At 33.3% G+C, this 19482-nt stretch carries 19 protein-coding genes; 11 read left to right on the top strand and 8 right to left on the bottom strand.

Translation table 11 applies throughout. From position 1 onward, the window contains the following. Together OJ995_RS04345 and scpA are read left to right on the top strand one after the other, a co-directional pair. Complete coding sequence (locus OJ995_RS04345) at positions 1 to 1365, top strand: methylmalonyl-CoA mutase subunit beta (RefSeq protein WP_264368303.1); 1365 nt, start codon at positions 1 to 3, stop codon at positions 1363 to 1365. Further along, positions 1365 to 3491, top strand: a complete 2127-nt coding sequence (scpA, locus tag OJ995_RS04340) for a methylmalonyl-CoA mutase (RefSeq protein WP_264368448.1) — start codon at positions 1365 to 1367, stop codon at positions 3489 to 3491. Before OJ995_RS04345 ends, scpA begins: the two co-directional genes overlap by 1 nt. Before the next feature lie 115 nt (positions 3492 to 3606). Here the strand turns inward: scpA and OJ995_RS04335 are convergent, their stop codons facing one another. Then, entirely contained in the window at positions 3607 to 4176 is a 570-nt protein-coding gene (locus tag OJ995_RS04335) for a hypothetical protein (protein WP_264368302.1), read from the bottom strand. 74 nt (positions 4177 to 4250) lie between these two features. Between OJ995_RS04335 and OJ995_RS04330 the strand changes: the two genes are divergently transcribed. From OJ995_RS04330 to OJ995_RS04300, 7 genes are all read left to right on the top strand, one after another. After that, on the top strand, positions 4251 to 5378 hold the full coding sequence (locus OJ995_RS04330) for a methionine aminotransferase (protein ID WP_264368301.1): 1128 nt from the start codon (positions 4251 to 4253) through the stop codon (positions 5376 to 5378). 146 nt (positions 5379 to 5524) lie between these two features. Then, positions 5525 to 6289: a ParA family protein gene (locus OJ995_RS04325; RefSeq protein WP_264368300.1), complete on the top strand. Its 765-nt coding sequence runs from the start codon at positions 5525 to 5527 to the stop codon at positions 6287 to 6289. A gap of 8 nt (positions 6290 to 6297) precedes the next feature. Continuing rightward, on the top strand, positions 6298 to 7197 hold the full coding sequence (locus OJ995_RS04320) for a ParB/RepB/Spo0J family partition protein (RefSeq protein WP_264368299.1): 900 nt from the start codon (positions 6298 to 6300) through the stop codon (positions 7195 to 7197). A gap of 71 nt (positions 7198 to 7268) precedes the next feature. Then, positions 7269 to 7757: a DUF5683 domain-containing protein gene (locus OJ995_RS04315; RefSeq protein ID WP_284698664.1), complete on the top strand. Its 489-nt coding sequence runs from the start codon at positions 7269 to 7271 to the stop codon at positions 7755 to 7757. Positions 7758 to 7801: 44 nt separating this feature from the next. After that, complete coding sequence (gene dapB / locus OJ995_RS04310) at positions 7802 to 8512, top strand: 4-hydroxy-tetrahydrodipicolinate reductase (protein ID WP_264368297.1); 711 nt, start codon at positions 7802 to 7804, stop codon at positions 8510 to 8512. A 79-nt stretch (positions 8513 to 8591) separates the two neighbouring features. Further along, on the top strand, positions 8592 to 10349 hold the full coding sequence (lepB, locus tag OJ995_RS04305; protein WP_264368296.1) for a signal peptidase I: 1758 nt from the start codon (positions 8592 to 8594) through the stop codon (positions 10347 to 10349). Between the two features lie 15 nt (positions 10350 to 10364). Further along, complete coding sequence (locus OJ995_RS04300) at positions 10365 to 10976, top strand: WbqC family protein (RefSeq protein WP_264368295.1); 612 nt, start codon at positions 10365 to 10367, stop codon at positions 10974 to 10976. Positions 10977 to 10978: 2 nt separating this feature from the next. Here the strand turns inward: OJ995_RS04300 and OJ995_RS04295 are convergent, their stop codons facing one another. The 7 genes from OJ995_RS04295 to OJ995_RS04265 all read right to left on the bottom strand — a co-directional run bounded on the left by OJ995_RS04295 (position 10979) and on the right by OJ995_RS04265 (position 17205). Beyond that, the gene (locus OJ995_RS04295; protein ID WP_264368294.1) at positions 10979 to 12022 is read right to left on the bottom strand and encodes an endonuclease/exonuclease/phosphatase family protein; all 1044 of its coding nucleotides are present in this window, start codon (positions 12020 to 12022) and stop codon (positions 10979 to 10981) included. A 3-nt stretch (positions 12023 to 12025) separates the two neighbouring features. Then, positions 12026 to 12883 (bottom strand): rhomboid family intramembrane serine protease, encoded by an 858-nt coding sequence (locus OJ995_RS04290; protein ID WP_264368293.1) that lies wholly within the window; start codon positions 12881 to 12883, stop codon positions 12026 to 12028. A gap of 37 nt (positions 12884 to 12920) precedes the next feature. Further along, positions 12921 to 13667, bottom strand: coding sequence for a rhomboid family intramembrane serine protease (locus OJ995_RS04285; RefSeq protein WP_264368447.1), 747 nt, complete (start codon positions 13665 to 13667; stop codon positions 12921 to 12923). Continuing rightward, positions 13667 to 15523 (bottom strand): DNA mismatch repair endonuclease MutL, encoded by a 1857-nt coding sequence (gene mutL, locus OJ995_RS04280; RefSeq protein WP_264368292.1) that lies wholly within the window; start codon positions 15521 to 15523, stop codon positions 13667 to 13669. The genes OJ995_RS04285 and mutL overlap by 1 nt, the downstream gene beginning before the upstream one ends. Further along, a complete protein-coding gene (locus OJ995_RS04275; RefSeq protein ID WP_264368291.1) occupies positions 15523 to 15816 on the bottom strand; it encodes a hypothetical protein in 294 nt (97 codons plus the stop codon). The genes mutL and OJ995_RS04275 overlap by 1 nt, the downstream gene beginning before the upstream one ends. A 115-nt stretch (positions 15817 to 15931) precedes the next feature. Then, positions 15932 to 16417: a 6,7-dimethyl-8-ribityllumazine synthase gene (gene ribH / locus OJ995_RS04270; RefSeq protein WP_133610592.1), complete on the bottom strand. Its 486-nt coding sequence runs from the start codon at positions 16415 to 16417 to the stop codon at positions 15932 to 15934. 2 nt (positions 16418 to 16419) lie between these two features. After that, positions 16420 to 17205: a tetratricopeptide repeat protein gene (locus OJ995_RS04265; RefSeq protein ID WP_264368290.1), complete on the bottom strand. Its 786-nt coding sequence runs from the start codon at positions 17203 to 17205 to the stop codon at positions 16420 to 16422. Between the two features lie 135 nt (positions 17206 to 17340). Here OJ995_RS04265 and recF point away from each other — a divergent pair, with 135 nt between their 5' ends. Together recF and murB are read left to right on the top strand one after the other, a co-directional pair. Then, the gene (recF, locus tag OJ995_RS04260; RefSeq protein WP_133610596.1) at positions 17341 to 18420 is read left to right on the top strand and encodes a DNA replication/repair protein RecF; all 1080 of its coding nucleotides are present in this window, start codon (positions 17341 to 17343) and stop codon (positions 18418 to 18420) included. Between the two features lies 1 nt (position 18421). Further along, entirely contained in the window at positions 18422 to 19465 is a 1044-nt protein-coding gene (murB, locus tag OJ995_RS04255; protein WP_264368446.1) for a UDP-N-acetylmuramate dehydrogenase, read from the top strand. Positions 19466 to 19482 lie beyond the last annotated feature (17 nt).

Raw genomic sequence — 19482 nt, 5'->3', positions numbered from 1 at the left:
GTGGCTAACAACAATTTATTTTCCGATTTTGAAGCCGTTTCTTCTAAACAATGGAAGCAACAAATTCAATACGAACTAAAAGGTGCCGATTACAACGAAACATTAGTTTGGGAAAGTCCAGAAGGCATAAAAGTAAAACCGTTTTATCACAATGATGAAACAGCAATAAATCTTGACGCCATTGTTCCAATAAAACCTTTTGCAATCGTTCAAAATATTTTTGTTCATGATGTTCAAAAATCAAACGCTCGTGCGCTAGAAACGTTACAAAGAGGAGCTGAAAGTGTTCGCTTTACATTAGAAAACGATACGGTTTCAATTGAAGAATTAATGCAAAATCTTCCATTAGAAAATGTGAATTATTATTTCAATTTACCTTTTCTTTCTGTTGAATTTTCGAATAAAATCAATGATTTTAAGGCAAAAAACAATGCTAACATCTTTATCCAAAACGATCCAATCGGACAATTAGCAAAAGACGGAAATTGGTTTGAAAACCTTGAAAAAGATTTCGAAAAACTAAACACAATTGCTTCAAAAACAACTGTTCCGTTTTTAACTATTTCAAGTAGAATTTATCAAAATGCAGGAGCGAATATCGTGCAACAATTGGCTTACACTTTAGCGCAAGCAAACGAATATTTCAATAGAATTCCAGCCATCAACCAACCGATTACGATTGAAGTTGCTGTTGGAACAAATTACTTTTTCGAAATTGCGAAACTAAGAGCATTACGTATTTTATTCAACACATTAGCATCAGAATACAACCATAATTTTGATTGCCATATCATCGCAACACCAACCAAACGCAACAAAACCTTATACGATTACAACGTAAACATGTTGCGAACGACTACGGAATGTATGTCGGCCATTTTAGGTGGAGCAGATGCGGTTGCGAATTTAGCTTACGATGCAATTTATCACAAAGACAACGAGTTTGGTGATAGAATTTCAAGAAACCAATTGTTAGTTTTAAAACACGAAAGTTATTTTGACAAAGTGAATAATCCTGCTGATGGTGCTTATTACATTGAAACATTAACAGAACAATTAGCAGAAAAAGCTTTGGAATTATTCAAAGATATCGAGAAAAATGGTGGATTGATTTCGCAATTAATCGATGGAACCATTCAAAGAAAAATCAACGAAAGTGCTCAAAAAGAACAAGAACTTTTCGATTCAGGGAAAGAAGTTTTATTGGGAACCAATAAGTATCCAAACAAAAACGACCAAATGAAAAACGACTTGGAATTGTATCCTTTCGTAAAACAAAACGCCAGAAAAACGTTAATCACACCAATTATCGAAAAACGTTTGGCTGAAAAATTAGAACAAGAACGATTATCTCAAGAGCAATAATCATGAGAAAAGATATACAACATTTAAAGTTAGAAGTTAGAAGTCAGAAGTTAGAAGTTTCTGAAAAACAACACTTCACCACAGCCGAAAACATCGAGTTAAAACCAACTTACACTAAAGAAGACATTTCCGATTTAGAACATCTTGGTTTTGGCGCTGGTTTTGCACCCAATTTACGCGGACCTTACGCTACCATGTACGTTCGCAGACCTTGGACGATTCGTCAATATGCAGGATTTTCGACTGCTGAAGAAAGTAATGCTTTTTACAGAAGAAACTTGGCCGCTGGACAAAAAGGTTTATCCGTTGCCTTCGATTTAGCAACACACAGAGGTTACGATTCGGATCACGAACGTGTTGTTGGTGATGTTGGAAAAGCTGGAGTTGCGATTGACTCGGTGGAAGATATGAAAGTACTTTTCGACCAAATTCCATTAGGTGAAATGTCGGTTTCGATGACGATGAATGGTGCGGTTTTACCTATTATGGCATTCTATATTGTGGCAGCGGAAGAACAAGGCGTTACTCCTAACCTATTATCAGGAACGATTCAGAATGATATTTTGAAGGAATTCATGGTGCGAAATACCTACATTTATCCACCTACGCCTTCGATGAAAATTATTGCCGATATTTTTGAATATACGAGTAAAAACATGCCAAAATTCAACTCGATTTCTATTTCGGGTTACCACATGCAAGAAGCGGGAGCTACTGCTGATATTGAATTAGCTTACACTTTAGCAGATGGTTTGGAATACATTCGCACAGGTTTAGCAGCTGGAATGGATATTGATACGTTCGCTCCTCGCCTTTCGTTTTTCTGGGCGATTGGAATGAATCATTTTATGGAAATTGCAAAAATGCGTGCCGGTCGTATGCTTTGGGCAAAACTATTGAAACAATTCAACCCTAAAGACGAAAAATCATTGGCTTTAAGAACGCATTGCCAAACTTCGGGTTGGAGTTTAACCGAGCAAGATCCTTTTAATAACGTGGCTCGAACTGCGATTGAAGCAGCCGCAGCAGCTTTTGGAGGAACACAATCGTTACACACCAATGCTTTAGACGAAGCGATTGCTCTACCAACCGATTTCTCGGCTCGAATTGCACGTAATACCCAAATCTTTTTACAAGAAGAAACCAAAATTTGCAAAACGGTGGATCCTTGGGCAGGAAGTTATTATGTAGAAAGTTTAACAGCTGAAATTGCAGAAAAAGCTTGGGCTTTAATTGAAGAAGTAGAAGAATTAGGCGGAATGACAAAAGCCATTGAAGCTGGAATTCCAAAATTAAGAATTGAAGAAGCTGCTGCGCGTAAACAAGCCCGTATCGACAGCAGTCAAGATATTATTGTTGGGGTGAACAAATACCGTTTGGAAAAAGAAGATCCGTTACATATTTTGGATGTAGATAACCAAATGGTGCGCAAACAACAAATTGAACGTTTAGAACAAATTAAAGCGACTCGTGATAACGCTAAAGTTGCCGAATGTTTAGCAAAATTAACCGAAAGCGCTAAAAATGGTGGTGAAAATTTACTATCTTTAGCAGTAGAAGCAGCACGAAACAGAGCTACATTAGGTGAAATTAGTGATGCTTTAGAAGTAGTTTTTGGAAGATATAAAGCACAAATTAGAAGTTTTAGCGGCGTGTATAGTAAAGAAATTAAAAACGACGAAAGTTTTGAAAAAGCAAAACAATTAGCCGATGCTTTCGCGAAGAAAGAAGGTCGTCGTCCTCGTATTATGATTGCGAAAATGGGACAAGATGGTCACGATCGTGGAGCAAAAGTAGTAGCAACAGGTTATGCTGATGTTGGATTTGACGTAGACATTGGTCCATTATTCCAAACACCACAAGAAGCAGCCAAACAAGCGGTTGAAAACGACGTGCACATTTTAGGCGTTTCTTCTTTAGCAGCGGGACACAAAACCTTAGTACCACAAGTTATTGAAGAACTAAAAAAATACGGAAGAGAAGATATTATGGTAATTGTTGGTGGTGTAATTCCTGCACAAGATTACCAATTCTTATTCGACGCCGGAGCTGTAGCGGTTTTTGGTCCTGGAACTAAAATTAGCGATGCCGCGATTACGATTTTAGAGGTTTTATTGGAGGAATAAATAAAAACTTGTCATGCTGAACTCATTTCAGCATCTAGAAATAAAAAACACCAGCAGAAATGTTGGTGTTTTCTTTTTATAAAATCTGTAAAATCAGCGTTGCAAAGCATTCGTGTTATCTACGTTCCAAATAACCATCCACCGCCATCACACCTTCCAAAAAATCAATCCCTTTCACTTCTTCAAAAAAGTCGATTTCGGTTTCGTGCGGTAAAAAATCGGAGATGATGCGCACGATAAAATCTTGTGGTTTTTTCAAATATTTAAAAGTGTAATCTTCCATATTTACAACCGTTTTCTCGGCTAAATCGGTTGTTCTTACAAACTTGTCGGAAGTTAAGGAAGACAAACAAGGTAAATTTAGCTTTGGTTTTTCGGTGATAATGGGTTTTCCGTTTTCAAACAAACCGCCTTCGTAACCGTATAGCGAGGCATTAGTAATTTCGATAGGTTTTCCTAAATGCAAATAATCGGGCAAATGAGCTTCTTTTCCTACTACAGCAGCAAAACCCATTAATACACAAATATCGTGTGGTGGCATTTGCATCATCGCCTTAGCCGTACTTTCACGACCAATTCCAGAAACGATTACTTCGTAAATATGATTCAAATTGGAAATTCGATCTAAAGCGTTAAGTACTTTTTCTCGTTCAATTTCCATTGGTGTCAATATAATTATCTTCAAAATCTCAGAATTAAACCACAAAATAAAGTAATTTGAAGAGATTAAAGCGTGTATATTTTTTATATTTTTGTTCCATGTCAAAACTACCTAACATCACAACCAGTATTTTCTCTGTAATGTCGCAATTAGCGAACGAGCACGGAGCCATTAATTTATCGCAAGGATTTCCAAATTTCCCTGAAGACGAACGTTTGTTGCAAATTTCGGAACGTATTATTCGAGAAAACATTCACCAATATACACCAATGGCGGGTTTGCCTTCGTTATTGGAAAAAATTGCGAATCAAACTTTAAAACAATACGGTAGAAAAGTCAATACCGCAACTGAAATGTTAATTACCGCTGGCGCTACACAAGGCGTTTTTACAGCAATTAACACGTTTGTGAATCATGGCGATGAAGTGTTGATTTTAGATCCAAGTTATGACAGTTACGAACCTTCAGTTTTGGTTGCGGGTGGTAAACCAGTTCGTGTTTCATTAAACGATGATTACACACCGAATTTCAACCGAATTGAAAGCGCGATTTCTGTTAAAACAAAAATGATTATCATCAATAATCCACACAATCCTACGGGAAGAATTTGGACAGAACAAGATTTTGAAGCTTTAGAAACCATTTTAGAAAAACATCCACAAATTCTTATTTTGGGAGACGAAGTTTACGAATATATTACATTTTCGCAACCGCATATTTCATTTAATACACGTCCAAAATTAGTAGAACGAACGATAATTGCTTCGTCTTTTGGAAAATCATTACACGTTACGGGTTGGAAAGTGGGTTACTTAATTGCACCTGAAAATCTAATGTACGAAATGAAGAAAGTACATCAATTTTTAGTGTTTAGTGTGAATAGTTTTTCGCAACATGCTATTTCGGAATATTTGAATGTAGTTGATTTTAGCGAAGTTTCGAAAATGTACCAACGCAAACGCGATTTGTTTCAAAACCTAATAAAAGACAGTCGTTTTGAGTTAATGCCTTGCGATGGAACGTATTTTCAAGTGGTGAATTACAACCAAATTTCATCCAAAAACGATGTGGATTTTGCTAAAGAATTGATTGTAAATCATGGTGTGGCTTCCATTCCGATTTCCGTTTTTTACAATGATGCTACGGATAGACATATGCTTCGTTTTTGTTTCGCTAAAACGGATGAAACTTTAATTGCCGCGGCTGAAAAACTGAATCAGATTTAAAAGTCGAAGGACAATATTAAGCGCAATTTCATACAAAAAAAAAGCTAATCTTCAACTAAACAAGACTTTAACCCATTGTTAACAAAATTGCCTTGAAAAAACCATAAATAATTGTATTTTTACGACTTAAAATTTTTAACTATCAAATGGGTAAAATCATTGCAATTGCCAATCAAAAAGGTGGTGTAGGAAAAACAACTACATCTGTTAACTTAGCGGCGTCTCTTGGTGTTTTAGAAAAGAAAGTGCTTTTAATCGATGCTGATCCACAGGCTAATGCCAGTTCGGGTTTAGGAATCGATGTAGAAAGTGTGGAAATTGGTTCGTATCAAGTTCTAGAACATAGCGCTACACCTGAAGAAGCAACCGTTTCTTGTTCGGCACCAAATGTTTCGGTGATTCCAGCTCATATTGACTTGGTGGCTATCGAAATTGAATTAGTAGACAAAGAAAATCGCGAGTACATGCTAAAACAAGCATTGGAAAGCATTAAAGATAAATACGATTATATTTTAATTGACTGTGCGCCTTCTTTAGGATTATTAACATTAAATGCATTAACAGCTGCTGATAGTGTTGTAATTCCAATTCAGTGCGAATATTTTGCATTAGAAGGTTTAGGAAAATTATTAAATACGATTAAAAGTGTTCAAAAAATACATAATCCGAATTTAGATATTGAAGGATTGTTATTAACCATGTACGATTCTCGTTTACGTTTATCGAACCAAGTGGTTGAAGAAGTTCAAAAACACTTTAACGATATGGTTTTTGAAACGATTATTCAAAGAAATATCAAATTGAGCGAGGCACCAAGTTTTGGAGAAAGCATCATTAACTATGACGCTACGAGTAAAGGAGCTTCAAATTATTTGAACTTGGCTGAGGAAATTATTAAGAAAAATCAATAATAGAGAAGATGACAAAAGCGGTAAAAAAACAAGCCTTAGGAAGAGGATTATCGGCTTTATTGAAAGATCCTGAAAACGACATCAAATCGGTTGAGGACAAAAACGCAGATAAAGTTGTAGGAAATATTATTGAATTAGATATCGAATCGATTGAAATTAATCCGTTTCAACCGAGAACGAATTTTAACGAAGAAACTTTACAAGAATTAGCCAAATCGATTAAAGAATTAGGTGTAATTCAACCGATTACTGTTAGAAAATTAGAATTTAATAAGTTCCAATTAATTTCGGGAGAACGTCGTTTGCGCGCTTCTAAATTAATTGGATTAAAAACGATTCCGGCTTATATTCGTTTAGCTAATGACAATGAATCTTTGGTTATGGCTTTGGTGGAAAACATCCAACGTCATGATTTAGATCCAATTGAGGTGGCTATTTCGTATCAAAGATTAATCGAAGAAATCAATTTAACGCAAGAAGAATTGAGCGAGCGCGTTGGTAAAAAACGTTCAACTATTACCAATTATCTTCGTTTATTGAAATTAGACCCAATTATTCAAACAGGAATGAGAGATGGTTTTATTTCGATGGGACACGGAAGAGCGTTGATTAACATTGACAATCAAGATGTTCAAAGCGATATTTATCATAAAGTGGTAACTCAAAATCTTTCGGTTAGAGAAACAGAAGCTTTAGTTAAAAATTATCAAGATAGTTTAAAACCAAAAACAGCTAAACCTGCAAAAGGCAACTCATTTGACATCAAAGAAGATGAGAAAAAAGCCTTTGCTAACTATTTCGGAACAAAAGTTGATGTTAAAGTAGCTGGCAATGGAAAAGGAAAAATCACAATTCCTTTCCATTCAGAAGAAGACTTTAATCGTATTTTAAAATTAATCAACTCTTAGTGAGAAGGCTACACTACATATTTATTTTAACTTGTCTTTTTCTAAGTTTTAAAGGAAGAGCACAAGAGGAAATGACGCTAAAAACGCAAGATACGGTTAAAGCTATTATTGACCCAAATCGTCCTGCTAGAGCCGCTTTTTATTCTGCATTGGTACCTGGACTTGGTCAAGCTTATAACAAAAAATATTGGAAAGTTCCTATTGTTTACATAGGTCTAGGTGTAGGTATTTATTCTTATAGCTGGAATCAAAAAAAATACCAAGGATTTAGAGATGAATACAAAAGACGATTAGACGGAACTTCAAATCCAAATCACCCAATTTATGGCGATTTAGATAATGACCGATTAATTCGTGGGCAAAAATTTCATCAAAGAAACAGAGATTTATCTGCATTAATTACAGCTGGAATATACATTCTAAACATCGTTGATGCTAATATTGACGCACACTTGATGCAGTTCAATGTTAACGACAATCTTTCTTTAAAACCCGATATGAATCAAAATCAAATTGATTACAAATTCAACTACGGAATGACATTAACCTATAGTTTTTAACAAAATATTAGGTAACAATAAGATCAAAACTACAACTAACTACTATGAAAATTGCACTTTTAGGATACGGAAAAATGGGTAAAGTTATTGAAAGAATAGCTTTAGAAAGAGGACATGAAATTGTATTAAAAAAAGATCAGGATAACACTTTTGAAGGATTGTTAAATGCTGATGTTGCTATCGACTTTAGTGTGCCTGATAGTGCTATTACCAATATTTCGGAATGTTTAAACAATGGGATTCCTGTTATTTCAGGAACTACAGGTTGGGTTGCAGACTATCCAAAAATGGTAAACTTATGTGAAGCTAAAAATGGAAGTTTTATTTATGCTTCAAATTTTAGTTTAGGTGTAAATGTATTTTTTGAATTAAACGAATACTTAGCCAAAATGATGGCCAATTTGAAACAATATAACGTTTCAATGGAAGAAATTCATCACACACAAAAATTAGATGCACCAAGCGGAACAGCCATTACATTAGCAGAAGGCGTTATCAAGCATACTGATTATTCTAATTGGACATTAGAAACCCCAATTAGTAACGAAATACATATTGAAGCAAAACGCATCGAAAACGTTCCTGGAACGCATAGTATTTTCTATGATAGCGAAGTTGACCAAATCGAAATCAAACACACCGCTCACAGCAGAGAAGGTTTTGCATTAGGAGCTGTTGTTGCTTCGGAATGGTTAGTTGGAAAAAAAGGGGTTTTTACTATGAAAGATGTTCTTTTTAATGGCTCTAAGCTATAGGCTTTAGGCAACAAGAAATATAATAATAAATAAACAGAGCTTAAAGCATATTGCTTAACGCTTATAGCAAAATAAAATTATGGAAATATCAGGTTGGTTAATTTTTATCTTATTAGTTCAGGTAATTCACGGAATTGGAACTTGGAAATTATATGTAAAAGCAGGTAGAAAAGCATGGGAAGCATTTATTCCGGTGTATAACGGAATTGTTTTAATGCAAATCATCAACCGACCAAAATGGTGGATTTTATTGCTTTTTATTCCAGTTATTAACTTGTTTTTATTTCCAATAATTTGGATTGAAACCCTAAGAACTTTTGATAAAAAATCAACTCTTGATATGGTTTTAGGAGTAGTAACATTAGGCTTTTACATCGCCTATGTAAATTACACACAAGAAACTACTTATCATGCCAATCGCGATTTAACGGCACCAAACAAAACAATGGATACGTTAGGTTCATTATCTTTTGCAATTGTTGTTGCCACATTAGTTCACACGTATTTTATTCAACCATATACTATTCCAACATCATCGTTAGAAAAATCGTTATTGGTGGGTGACTTTTTATTCGTAAGTAAATTTCATTACGGAGCAAGAACTCCTATGACTCCAATTGCTGCACCAATGGTTCATGATACTTTACCAATTGTAAAAGTAAAATCATATAGTGCTAAACCTTCATTGCCTTATTTTAGATTTCCTGCGTTACAAAAAATCGAACGCAATGATATTGTAGTATTCAATTGGCCAACCGATACAGTATATATGTTTAGAGATGGATTACATAGATATGCTGAGAAGCCTATAGATAAAAAAACAAATTATGTAAAAAGATGTGTTGGTTTACCTGGAGATAAACTAGAAATAAAAAATGGTGACTTATTCATCAATGGTAAAATTGAAAATTTACCTGAAAGAGCAAAAACACAGTATTCTTATTATACAGAATTTGATGAGAAAACTCCAATTAATGAAAACCAACTTTTTGAATTAAACACTTACAGAAGTGATAAATTTCAACGATATCAAAACAAAGTAGTATTTCCTGCAATCACGAGTGAAAATGTAGAAAAATTGAAAAAAATTGAAGGATTAAAACTTCTTCAAAAAAACATTGATACTACAAATACTATTTTTTCTTATGTTTTTAAATTAGACCCAAAACAAAATATTTCTGAAATTGAAAACATTGTTGAAAAATTAAAAGAAAATAAAATAAGTGCAACCATTAGAAAAGATGACAACTTATTATTTGTAGATTATATTCAAACAGATATCGTTAACTTTATTAAATCTCAAAAAGCGGTTACACAAACTATTGAGAAATATGAGATTTTCCCTCATGGTCCAAACCAAAAAAATTGGACTAAAGATAATCTAGGACCTATTGAAATCCCAGCAGCTGGAAAAACTGTAGCATTAAATCAAGAAACATTACCTTTTTACAAAAGAATCATTAAAGAATACGAAGGAAATGATTTAAAAATAAATGGTAATGAAATAAGAATTAATGGTCAGATTGCAACTTCTTACACCTTTAAGCAAGATTATTTTTGGATGATGGGAGACAACCGCCATAATTCTGAAGATTCTCGTTATTGGGGATTTGTTCCAGCTGATCATATCGTTGGAAAACCAATTTTCATTTGGATGAGTATCGATGGCATCAACGATGGTCTTAAAAACTGGAGCATTCGTTGGGATAGGTTATTTACAACTGTTAGCGGTGATGGCCAACCAAAATCTTATTTTCAATATTTCTTAATTGCTTTAGCAGCTTACTTTGCTTTTGATTATTTTAGAAAGAAAAAGAAAAACAAAGAAGAAGCATAATTTCAAATTACCAAAATGAATATTCTTATACATCCTACTTATTTCCCATCAATTAGTCATTATATAGCTATGATTAAGGCTGATTCGGTTACGTTTGAAATGGAAGATAATTTCCAAAAACAAACCAATAGAAACAGGATGTATATTTATAGTCCAAATGGTGTTCAATTACTAAATATTCCAGTAAAACATGCTGTTGAAAAACATCAGAAATACAAAGATGTTCGTATTGAAAACGATTTTGGATGGCAAAAAAACCACTTTAAATCACTTGAAGCTGCTTACCGAACTTCGCCTTTCTTTGAATATTTTGAAGATGATTTCCGTCCGTTATTTGAAAAGAAACATGAGTTTTTAATGGATTTGAATTTAGAAGTTTTTCAATTGGTAAACGATTCATTGGGAATTAAAATCCAACCAGAAAAGACCTCTGAATTTTTTCATGAAGCTTCTGATTATTCAGATTTCAGACATTTAGTAAACGGTAAAAAAGACAACTCTCAATTAGAAGAATACACTCAGGTTTTCAATGAAAAACATGGATTTATCAACAATTTAAGTATTCTGGATTTATTATTTAACGAAGGAAGATATGCTGTTGATTATTTGAAGAACCAACAAGTTTAATTTTATTTTTCTTCTTTTTTCTCCAAATTCAAGCGCGTTATTTGTGGGAAGTGATCGCTTTGAAAAAAGGTATCAATTGATTTAAATTGTTTTACCTGAATTGCATCATCTACCAAGATAAAATCAATTCGGGCAGGATAATATTTGAAATTATACGATTTTCCAAAACCAGTTCCCGCTTCTTCAAAAGCATCTTTCATGTCGCCTTTAATGGTTCTGTAAACATAGGAAAAAGCGCTGTTATTCAAGTCACTACAAATGATTTTTGGGTAAGAACAATTTTCGAAATGCTCACTTATAATCTCTGATTGTTGTTGTTGTTTTCCAAAAGCTAAACTCAATCTTTTTAAGATAAACTTCGATTTAGCTTCATCAATTTTCTCATTAATATCCGCACTAATTTTAACCGATTGCAAGTGAATACTATATACTCTAACCGTATCTTTTCCTTTTAATACATCCGCAAAAATAGCATTGTTAAAAGAATCCGGGAATTCAATTTCACCTTTGTTTATGATTTTGTAATTAGAATAAATGGCTTGCCCGTATTTTAGGTTTTCACCATTCAATTTCACATAAGAATAAGGATATCGACTAAAATCGACATTATCATTTGTAGTAAAATCTTGCAAACATAAAATATCAGGAGACTTTTCGTTTATTAGTTTTGAAATTTGTTCGGCCACATCATCTTTAGGCAACCATTCGTAAATATTAAACAATCTAACGTTGTATGACATTACCTTAAAATCAGTATCTTCTTTTGGTAAATTCGTTTCTGAAAACTTATAAAAACGGTTTATAAAAGTTATTCCTAACAACAATAAAATTCCAGACAATAACATTTGGCGTTTTAATTGTAATAGCCAATACACGAAAAAGAAAAAGTTTAAAATTAAAAACAACGGCATTATAAGTGTCAAAACACTTAAAAAAGGAAAAGCTTTTGGTGCTAAAAAAGGTAATAAATACGCAAGAAAAGTTAATATAGCAAGAACTATATTAAAAAAGAACATTATTTTACTCAACCATGTTTGTTTGCGCATCGATTACTTTCCTGCTTTAAATAGGAATTCTTTTTCTTCTTTTGTTAAACTATCATAGCCCGATTTACTGATTTTATCTAAAATATCATCAATCTGCTTTTGTGTTACATCTTTATTCTCTTGAAACGAATTTACACCTTTTTTTGTTGTATTGCGATGCACTTTTTTAAATGGTGTTTTCTTTTTTGGTTTGAAAAGATTTGCAAAAGCATCTAATAAAGCTGAAAAAGGCTTCGTAATATCTGTACCTGATTGCAATAATTTTATGTAGATAAATCCGAATAAAGCTCCGCCAAGATGTGCCAGATGTCCGCCTGTATTATCTAACGGCATTTGAATTAAATCTACTAATAAAATCACAAAAGCGACATGCCAAAGCTTGACAATTCCTATTAACGGAATGCGCAACAACATAAAAGGCGCATACGTTGCTGTTGCAATTAAAATAGCCATAATAGCACCACTTGCTCCAACCAATAAACCTGCTTTTCCAATAAAAATATAGGATAGAACGAATGTTAACCCAGAGAAAATTCCACCTAAAACATACACACCAAACAATTGCTTATCTGTAAAATAGGTATTGAATAAACGTCCAGAAAAATGAAGCACTATAAGATTAAAAATCAAATGTAAAAATCCCGCATGAAAGAAATTGAATGTGATTAATGTCCAAGGTGTTCTAATGAACGTTCCTAAATCAGACGACAGCGCTATCCATGTTGGAATTTGGAATTTCCCAGCAGAAAAACTATAAAAAAACACCAATGAAAACAAGAAGAAACCTATGTTCCAAAAGATTAACTTTTGCACCATACCTCCTGTTTTGTATTGTAGTTTTAAATCGTCTAAAATGTTCATTTTCTATTATTTATCCTTTATTCTATTTGATGAAAAACTATCTATCCCATCGATTTTGATTGAACTGGTTCTTCTTCCAATACCACATCATGATAAAACCAATTAAAGCGCCACCAACGTGAGCAAAATGGGCAATATTACCTCCAAAAAGACTAATTCCTGTTACTCCAGAAAATAAATCTAACAATACGATTACAGGTACAAAATATTTTGCTTTAACTGGCACAGGAATAAACATCATCATCAACTCAGCATTTGGAAACATAAAAGCAAAAGCAACTAATAAGCCATAAATAGCTCCAGAAGCTCCTACTGCCTGATTATTAAAGGCATCTCCCATTTGATTTACATAATTTTGAAGCAAAGCCGTATCAGAAGCATTAATATTTACACTATCTCCTTTTATTAAAGTTTGAATATCTTGAACAGAAACACCACTTTGGATTAAGAAATTTTGAGCGTCATGAAAGTAATAATAATTCACACCTGAATGAATTATGGCTGCTCCTAATCCACAAGAAAGATAGAAAAACAAAAACTTTTTTGCTCCCCAAAAATGTTCCAATGCACTTCCGAAAGAAATTAAAGCAAACATATTAAAGAAAATATGCATTAAACTTCCATGCATAAACATATGTGTGATAGGTTGCCAAAATTTAAAACCATCGCTTTCAAAATAATGAAGTGATAATAAATCATTGGCTTGTGGCACAAAATAACTTCCTATAAAAAATAAAACGTTAATAATTAATAACTGTTTTACGGTGTCGGTCATATTATTCATCATAGAGCAAATCTTTTATCTAAATCTTCTACCGTTAAGGTAATAAATGTGGGTTTTTGAAAAGGAGAAACGTTTGGATCTTTACAAGCAAATAACGAATTTACTAAATTCTCTTGTTCTTTTCCTGTTAAATACGTTCCTGTTTTGACGGCCATACTTTTTGCCATTGATTTGGCAATACTATCACTTTGTGAAAAACTACTTTCCGGAATTTCGTTTTGTAAATTACTAATTAATTCTTCTAGAACAATCGAAACTTCGCTCTCAGCCATTCCAATTGGCAATCCCGAAATCTGAACTGAATCGCTATTGAAAGCATCAAAAACAAATCCTGTATTTTCTAACGATGATTGTAATTCATTCAATAAAACCATTTCTTCCGAAGAAAAATACAATTCCAAAGGAAACAACAATTGCTGACTCGATGCTTTTTGAACCGTAATACTTGTTAGAAATTGTTCATATAACACACGTTGGTGCGCTCTACCTTGATCAATAACCAACATGCCCGATTTTATAGCACTTACAATATATTTTTTATGAATTTGATAAGTTGAAGAAGATTTTGTTTCCTCAACCTCATCATCAAATAATTTTCCAGTTACTTCTTCGCTTTCAAATGAGAACTGTTCTAATTCTTGTGTTTCTTGCTTTAATCCTACATATAAACTTTCCCAACTTGCTGTTGACGTTTCTCTCTTATAACTTCCAAAAGAAGAAAGCGATTTAGCAGCTGGTTTATCAGTAGCAAACGGATTAAAGCTAGAATCCACTTGAATCGTAGGAAAATCGGCTTCTTTATCTTTGTATTGATATGGCGTATCTAAATTAGAATCTCGTTCAAAATCTAAAACTGGCGCCACATTAAATTGTCCTAAACTATGTTTTACAGCCGAACGCAATATAGCATATAACGAATGTTCGTCATCAAATTTGATTTCGGTTTTGGTTGGATGAATATTGATATCAATGGTATGTGGCGGCACTTGCAAATACAAGAAATAACTTGGTTGATTGCCTTCTTTTAACAAACCTTCGTAAGCACTCATAATTGCATGATGCAAATACGCGCTTTTGATATATCTGTCATTTACAAAGAAAAACTGTTCGCCTCTACTCTTCTTAGCGAATTCGGGCTTTCCAACAAATCCTGTAATATTGATTAACTCGGTCTCTTCTGAAACAGGCACTAATTTTTCATTGGTTTTTCCACCAAAAATATTGACGATGCGTTGGCGATAATTTGAACTTGGCAAATTATACAACTCACTTCCATTATGAATCAACGTAAACGAAATTGACGGATGCGCCATTGCTACACGCTGAAATTCATCCATCACATGACGAAATTCCACCGTTTCCGATTTCAAGAAATTTCTTCTAGCTGGAATATTGAAAAAAAGGTTTTTAACAGCAAATGAAGTTCCTTTTGGTAAAACTGCCACTTCTTGAGTTACTAATTTACTGCCTTCAATTACGATATGAGTACCTAATTCTTCCTGATCTTGTTTGGTTTTCATTTCTACATGCGCAATTGCGGCAATTGAAGCCAATGCTTCTCCACGAAAACCTTTGGTATGTAAATCAAATAAATCTTCCGCTTGACGAATTTTAGAAGTTGCATGACGCTCGAAACACAAACGCGCATCAGTTGTATTCATACCTATACCGTTATCAATTACTTGAACTAAGGTTTTACCAGCTTCCTTAACTATTAATTTGATATCGGTAGCTTTAGCATCAACGGCATTTTCTAACAATTCTTTTACCACAGAAGCAGGTCGTTGAACGACTTCTCCGGCAGCAATTTGATTGGCAACATGATCGGGTAAAAGTTGAATTATACTTGCAGCCATTATTTTCTTCTAAAAATGGAAAAATCAAAATCGATTATAAAGAAAAATAACAGTACCAAAATCAAGGCAATGATGATTACTCTCATATTGAAAGATCTATTTTTTCTGTTACGACTACTCTCACGTGCATCTTGCCATTGACCTCTGAAATCGTTATAACTTACTCCATCTCTATCACGACGAATAGGTGAATCAAAATCAAACGGATTATCAACTGTTTTTCCTTGATAATGACGTGGTGTATAATTGAATTGCTTATTTTTTGGCATTCTACTTTTTCCAAACTTAATCATGTCGCATTATTTTTTTCAAATTTAGGGATTTTTACGCTTTTAACCTCCAAATTTTTGTTAACAAAAAATCCCGATGAAAATCGGGATTAGTATATTGATTTTAAAGGAAATCCTTTTATTTTCTATTCAAATCTACCATTTTAATTGCTGCAATAGCCGCTTCTACACCTTTATTACCGTGTTTACCTCCACTTCTATCTAACGATTGTTGCATGTTGTTATCGGTTAGCACACAAAAAATAGTTGGCACATCATATAAAAGATTTAAATCTTTCATTCCTTGTGTAACACCTTCGCATACAAACTCGAAATGCATAGTTTCACCTTTAATTACACAGCCAATTACAATTACAGCATCCAACTCTAATTTTTCATGCATTTGACGTGCTCCGAAAATCAATTCGAAACTTCCTGGCACATTCCAACGGATGATATTTTCTGGTAAAGCACCACAATCTGTTAAAGCAGAGAAAGCTCCGTTATATAAACCTTCGGTAACTTCTTCATTCCATTCTGAAACAACAATCCCAAACCGAAAATCTTTCGCGTTTGGGATTGTGTTTTTATCGTAATTAGATAAATTTTTATTTTCTGTTGCCATTCTTATTCAGTCATTGCAATGAAAGCATCAATATTCATTCCTTCTTTAGAAGTTTCATATTTCTCTTTAATCTCAACAAATAAAGCATGAGCTTCAGCTTTTTTACCAGCTGTTAAATATAATTGAGCTGCTTTTAATAAATATCTTGGTGTAGTGAAATCATTTTCAGAAGCTTCAGCTGCTTTTTTGTAATGAGCAATTGCATCTTCCACTTTATTAGTTTCCGATAAAGCATCTCCGATAGCTCCTAAAGCGATTGGTTTTAAAATAGCATCATCAGATTTAAATTTCTCTAAATAAGTAATAGCATTTTTAAAATCACCTAAGTTTAAGTAAGCCATACCCGCGTGGTAGTTAGCTAAGTTTCCAGCTGCAGTACCTTCGTATTGCTCAGCTACTCCTAAGAAACCTAATTTACCTTCACCACCTTTAAGTGCTAAATTATATAAAGAATCATTTTTCTCTGTAGCATCAACAGCTTGTTGAAAATATTGTTGTGCTTGGAAAATTTCGTTAGCTGCTTTTTCTTCTTTTGGCTCAACAACAAATCTATTGAATAATAAATATCCTAAAGTTCCAATCGCAATTGCACCTACAATACCTAAAAGTACTTTTTGATTTTTAGCTACCCACTCCTCAGTTCTTGAAGCTTTCTCGTCTAAAGTATTAAAAACCTCAGCCGTAGTACTATCTTGTACATCAACTGCTTCTACTTCGTCAAACTCGTTTTCAACTTTAGCTTCTTCTGGTTTTGGAGCTTTGTATCCTCTTTTGTTATATGTTGCCATTTATATTAAATTTAATGAGGTGCAAAAATATAATTTTTATTAAAATTAAAAACCATTTTAGTATATATTTTTAACAAATTCGATTTACTTTTGCATTAAGTCCTATTTTTAGTCCAAAATCAAAGTATATTTATTGTGTTTTTAAAACAATTATCGCTTCTTAACTATAAAAATTTAGCCCAAATCGAATTTGATTTTGACGCTAAGATTAATTGTTTTGTAGGGAAAAATGGCGTTGGAAAAACTAATATTTTAGATGCAATATATCATTTGGCTTATGGCAAAAGCTATTTCAACCCTTTAGCAGTTCAAAACATCCGACATGGCGAAGAGTTTTTCGTGATAGATGCTTTACTTGAAAAAAACGGCAAAGAAGAAAAAATTGTTTGCAGTTTAAAAAAAGGACAAAAAAAAACCATCAAACGAAACGGCAAAGTCTATGATAAACTTTCCGAACATTTAGGTTTGATTCCATTGGTAATTATTTCACCTTCTGATGCTGATTTGATTGTGGAAGGAAGCGAAACACGCAGGAAATTCATTGATAGCGTAATTGCAACTTTAGACAATACATATTTGCAATTGCTAATTCAATATCAAAAAACGTTAGCACAAAGAAATGCTTTATTAAAATATTTCGCCTTGAATCAGACTTTTGACGCGGATAATTTATCGATTTATAACGAGCAATTGAGTAATTCTGGACAATTGATTTTCGAAAAAAGAAAACAATTTCTAGCTGATTTTATTCCAATTTTCGAACAACATCACACCAATATTTCGGGCGGAAATGAAAAAGTTGCTTTAAAATACGAAAGTCAACTATTTGAAAAAGATTTAATATCTCTTTTAGAAGAATCACTTCAAAAAGACCGAATTATTCAATATACTAGCGCTGGAATTCATAAAGATGATTTGATTTTTGAAATTGATGGTTTTCCGATTAAGAAATTCGGTTCGCAAGGCCAACAGAAATCATTTTTGATTGCTTTGAAATTGGCGCAATTCGAGTTCATGAAAAAACAAAGTGGCGAATTACCAATCCTTCTTTTTGATGATATTTTCGATAAATTAGACGAAACACGTGTGCAAAAAATTGTAACGATGGTGAATGATGCCGTTTTTGGACAAATTTTTATTTCTGATACTCATGCAGAACGAACAGAACTGATCATCAAAGAAACGCATCAATCGTATAAAATATTTCCAATTTAAAATTCATAATACTACATTTGAAAAAAATTATTCTACTATGAATATTCAAACCAATTTCTCTCTAAAAAATTACAATACTTTTGGAATTGAAGCTAAAGCCAAACAATTTGTTTCGGTAAGCTCGATTGCAGAATTGAAAGAAGTATTGACAAAAAACGATGATATTTTTATTTTGGGTGGCGGAAGCAATATGCTTTTAACACAAGACATCGAAAAATTAGTCGTTCATGTGAATTTAAAAGGAAGAGAAATTGTTGAAGAAAACGATGATTTTGCCATTGTAAAAGCTCAAGCTGGTGAAAACTGGCACGAATTTGTACTTTGGTGTATTGATCAATATTTTGGTGGTATTGAGAATTTATCATTGATTCCAGGAAACGTTGGCACAACTCCAATTCAAAATATTGGCGCTTATGGTGTGGAAATTAAAGACACCATGTTTTCATGCGAAGCTTTAAACTTGAAAACATTAGAAATTGAAACTTTCACAAACGCTCAATGCAAATTTGAATACCGTGAAAGTGTTTTCAAAAACGAATTGAAAAATCAATATATTATCACTTCAGTTTGTTTTAAATTGACTAAGAAAAACCACAAAGTTTCTACTACTTACGGTGCAATTGAAACCGAATTAAAACAAAACGGAATCGAAAACCCAACTCTAAAAGATGTTAGCAACGCTGTAATTGCCATTCGTCAAAGTAAATTACCAGACCCTAAAGAATTAGGTAACAGTGGAAGTTTCTTCAAAAACCCGATTATTGCAAAAGAAGTTTACGAAAAAGCAAAAGCACTTCATCCCGAAATGCCGCATTATGTAGTTTCTGAAACTGAAGTAAAAGTTCCTGCGGGTTGGTTAATTGAACAAGCTGGTTTTAAAGGAAAACGTTTTGGTGATGCTGGAGTTCATAAAAATCAAGCCTTGGTTTTAGTGAATTATGGAACCGCAACTGGAGCTGAAATTGTAGCCCTTTCAAGAAATATCCAACAAACCATTTTAGAAAAATTTGGAATTGCAATAGAAGCGGAAGTAAATATTATTTAAGTCAAAATTCTTTTGTA

Source organism: Flavobacterium lacisediminis, assembly GCF_025909975.1.
Classification (GTDB): Bacteria; Bacteroidota; Bacteroidia; order Flavobacteriales; family Flavobacteriaceae; genus Flavobacterium; species Flavobacterium lacisediminis.
Note: the sequence above shows the minus strand (reverse complement) of the source record. Positions and strands in the feature narration are given on the sequence as shown.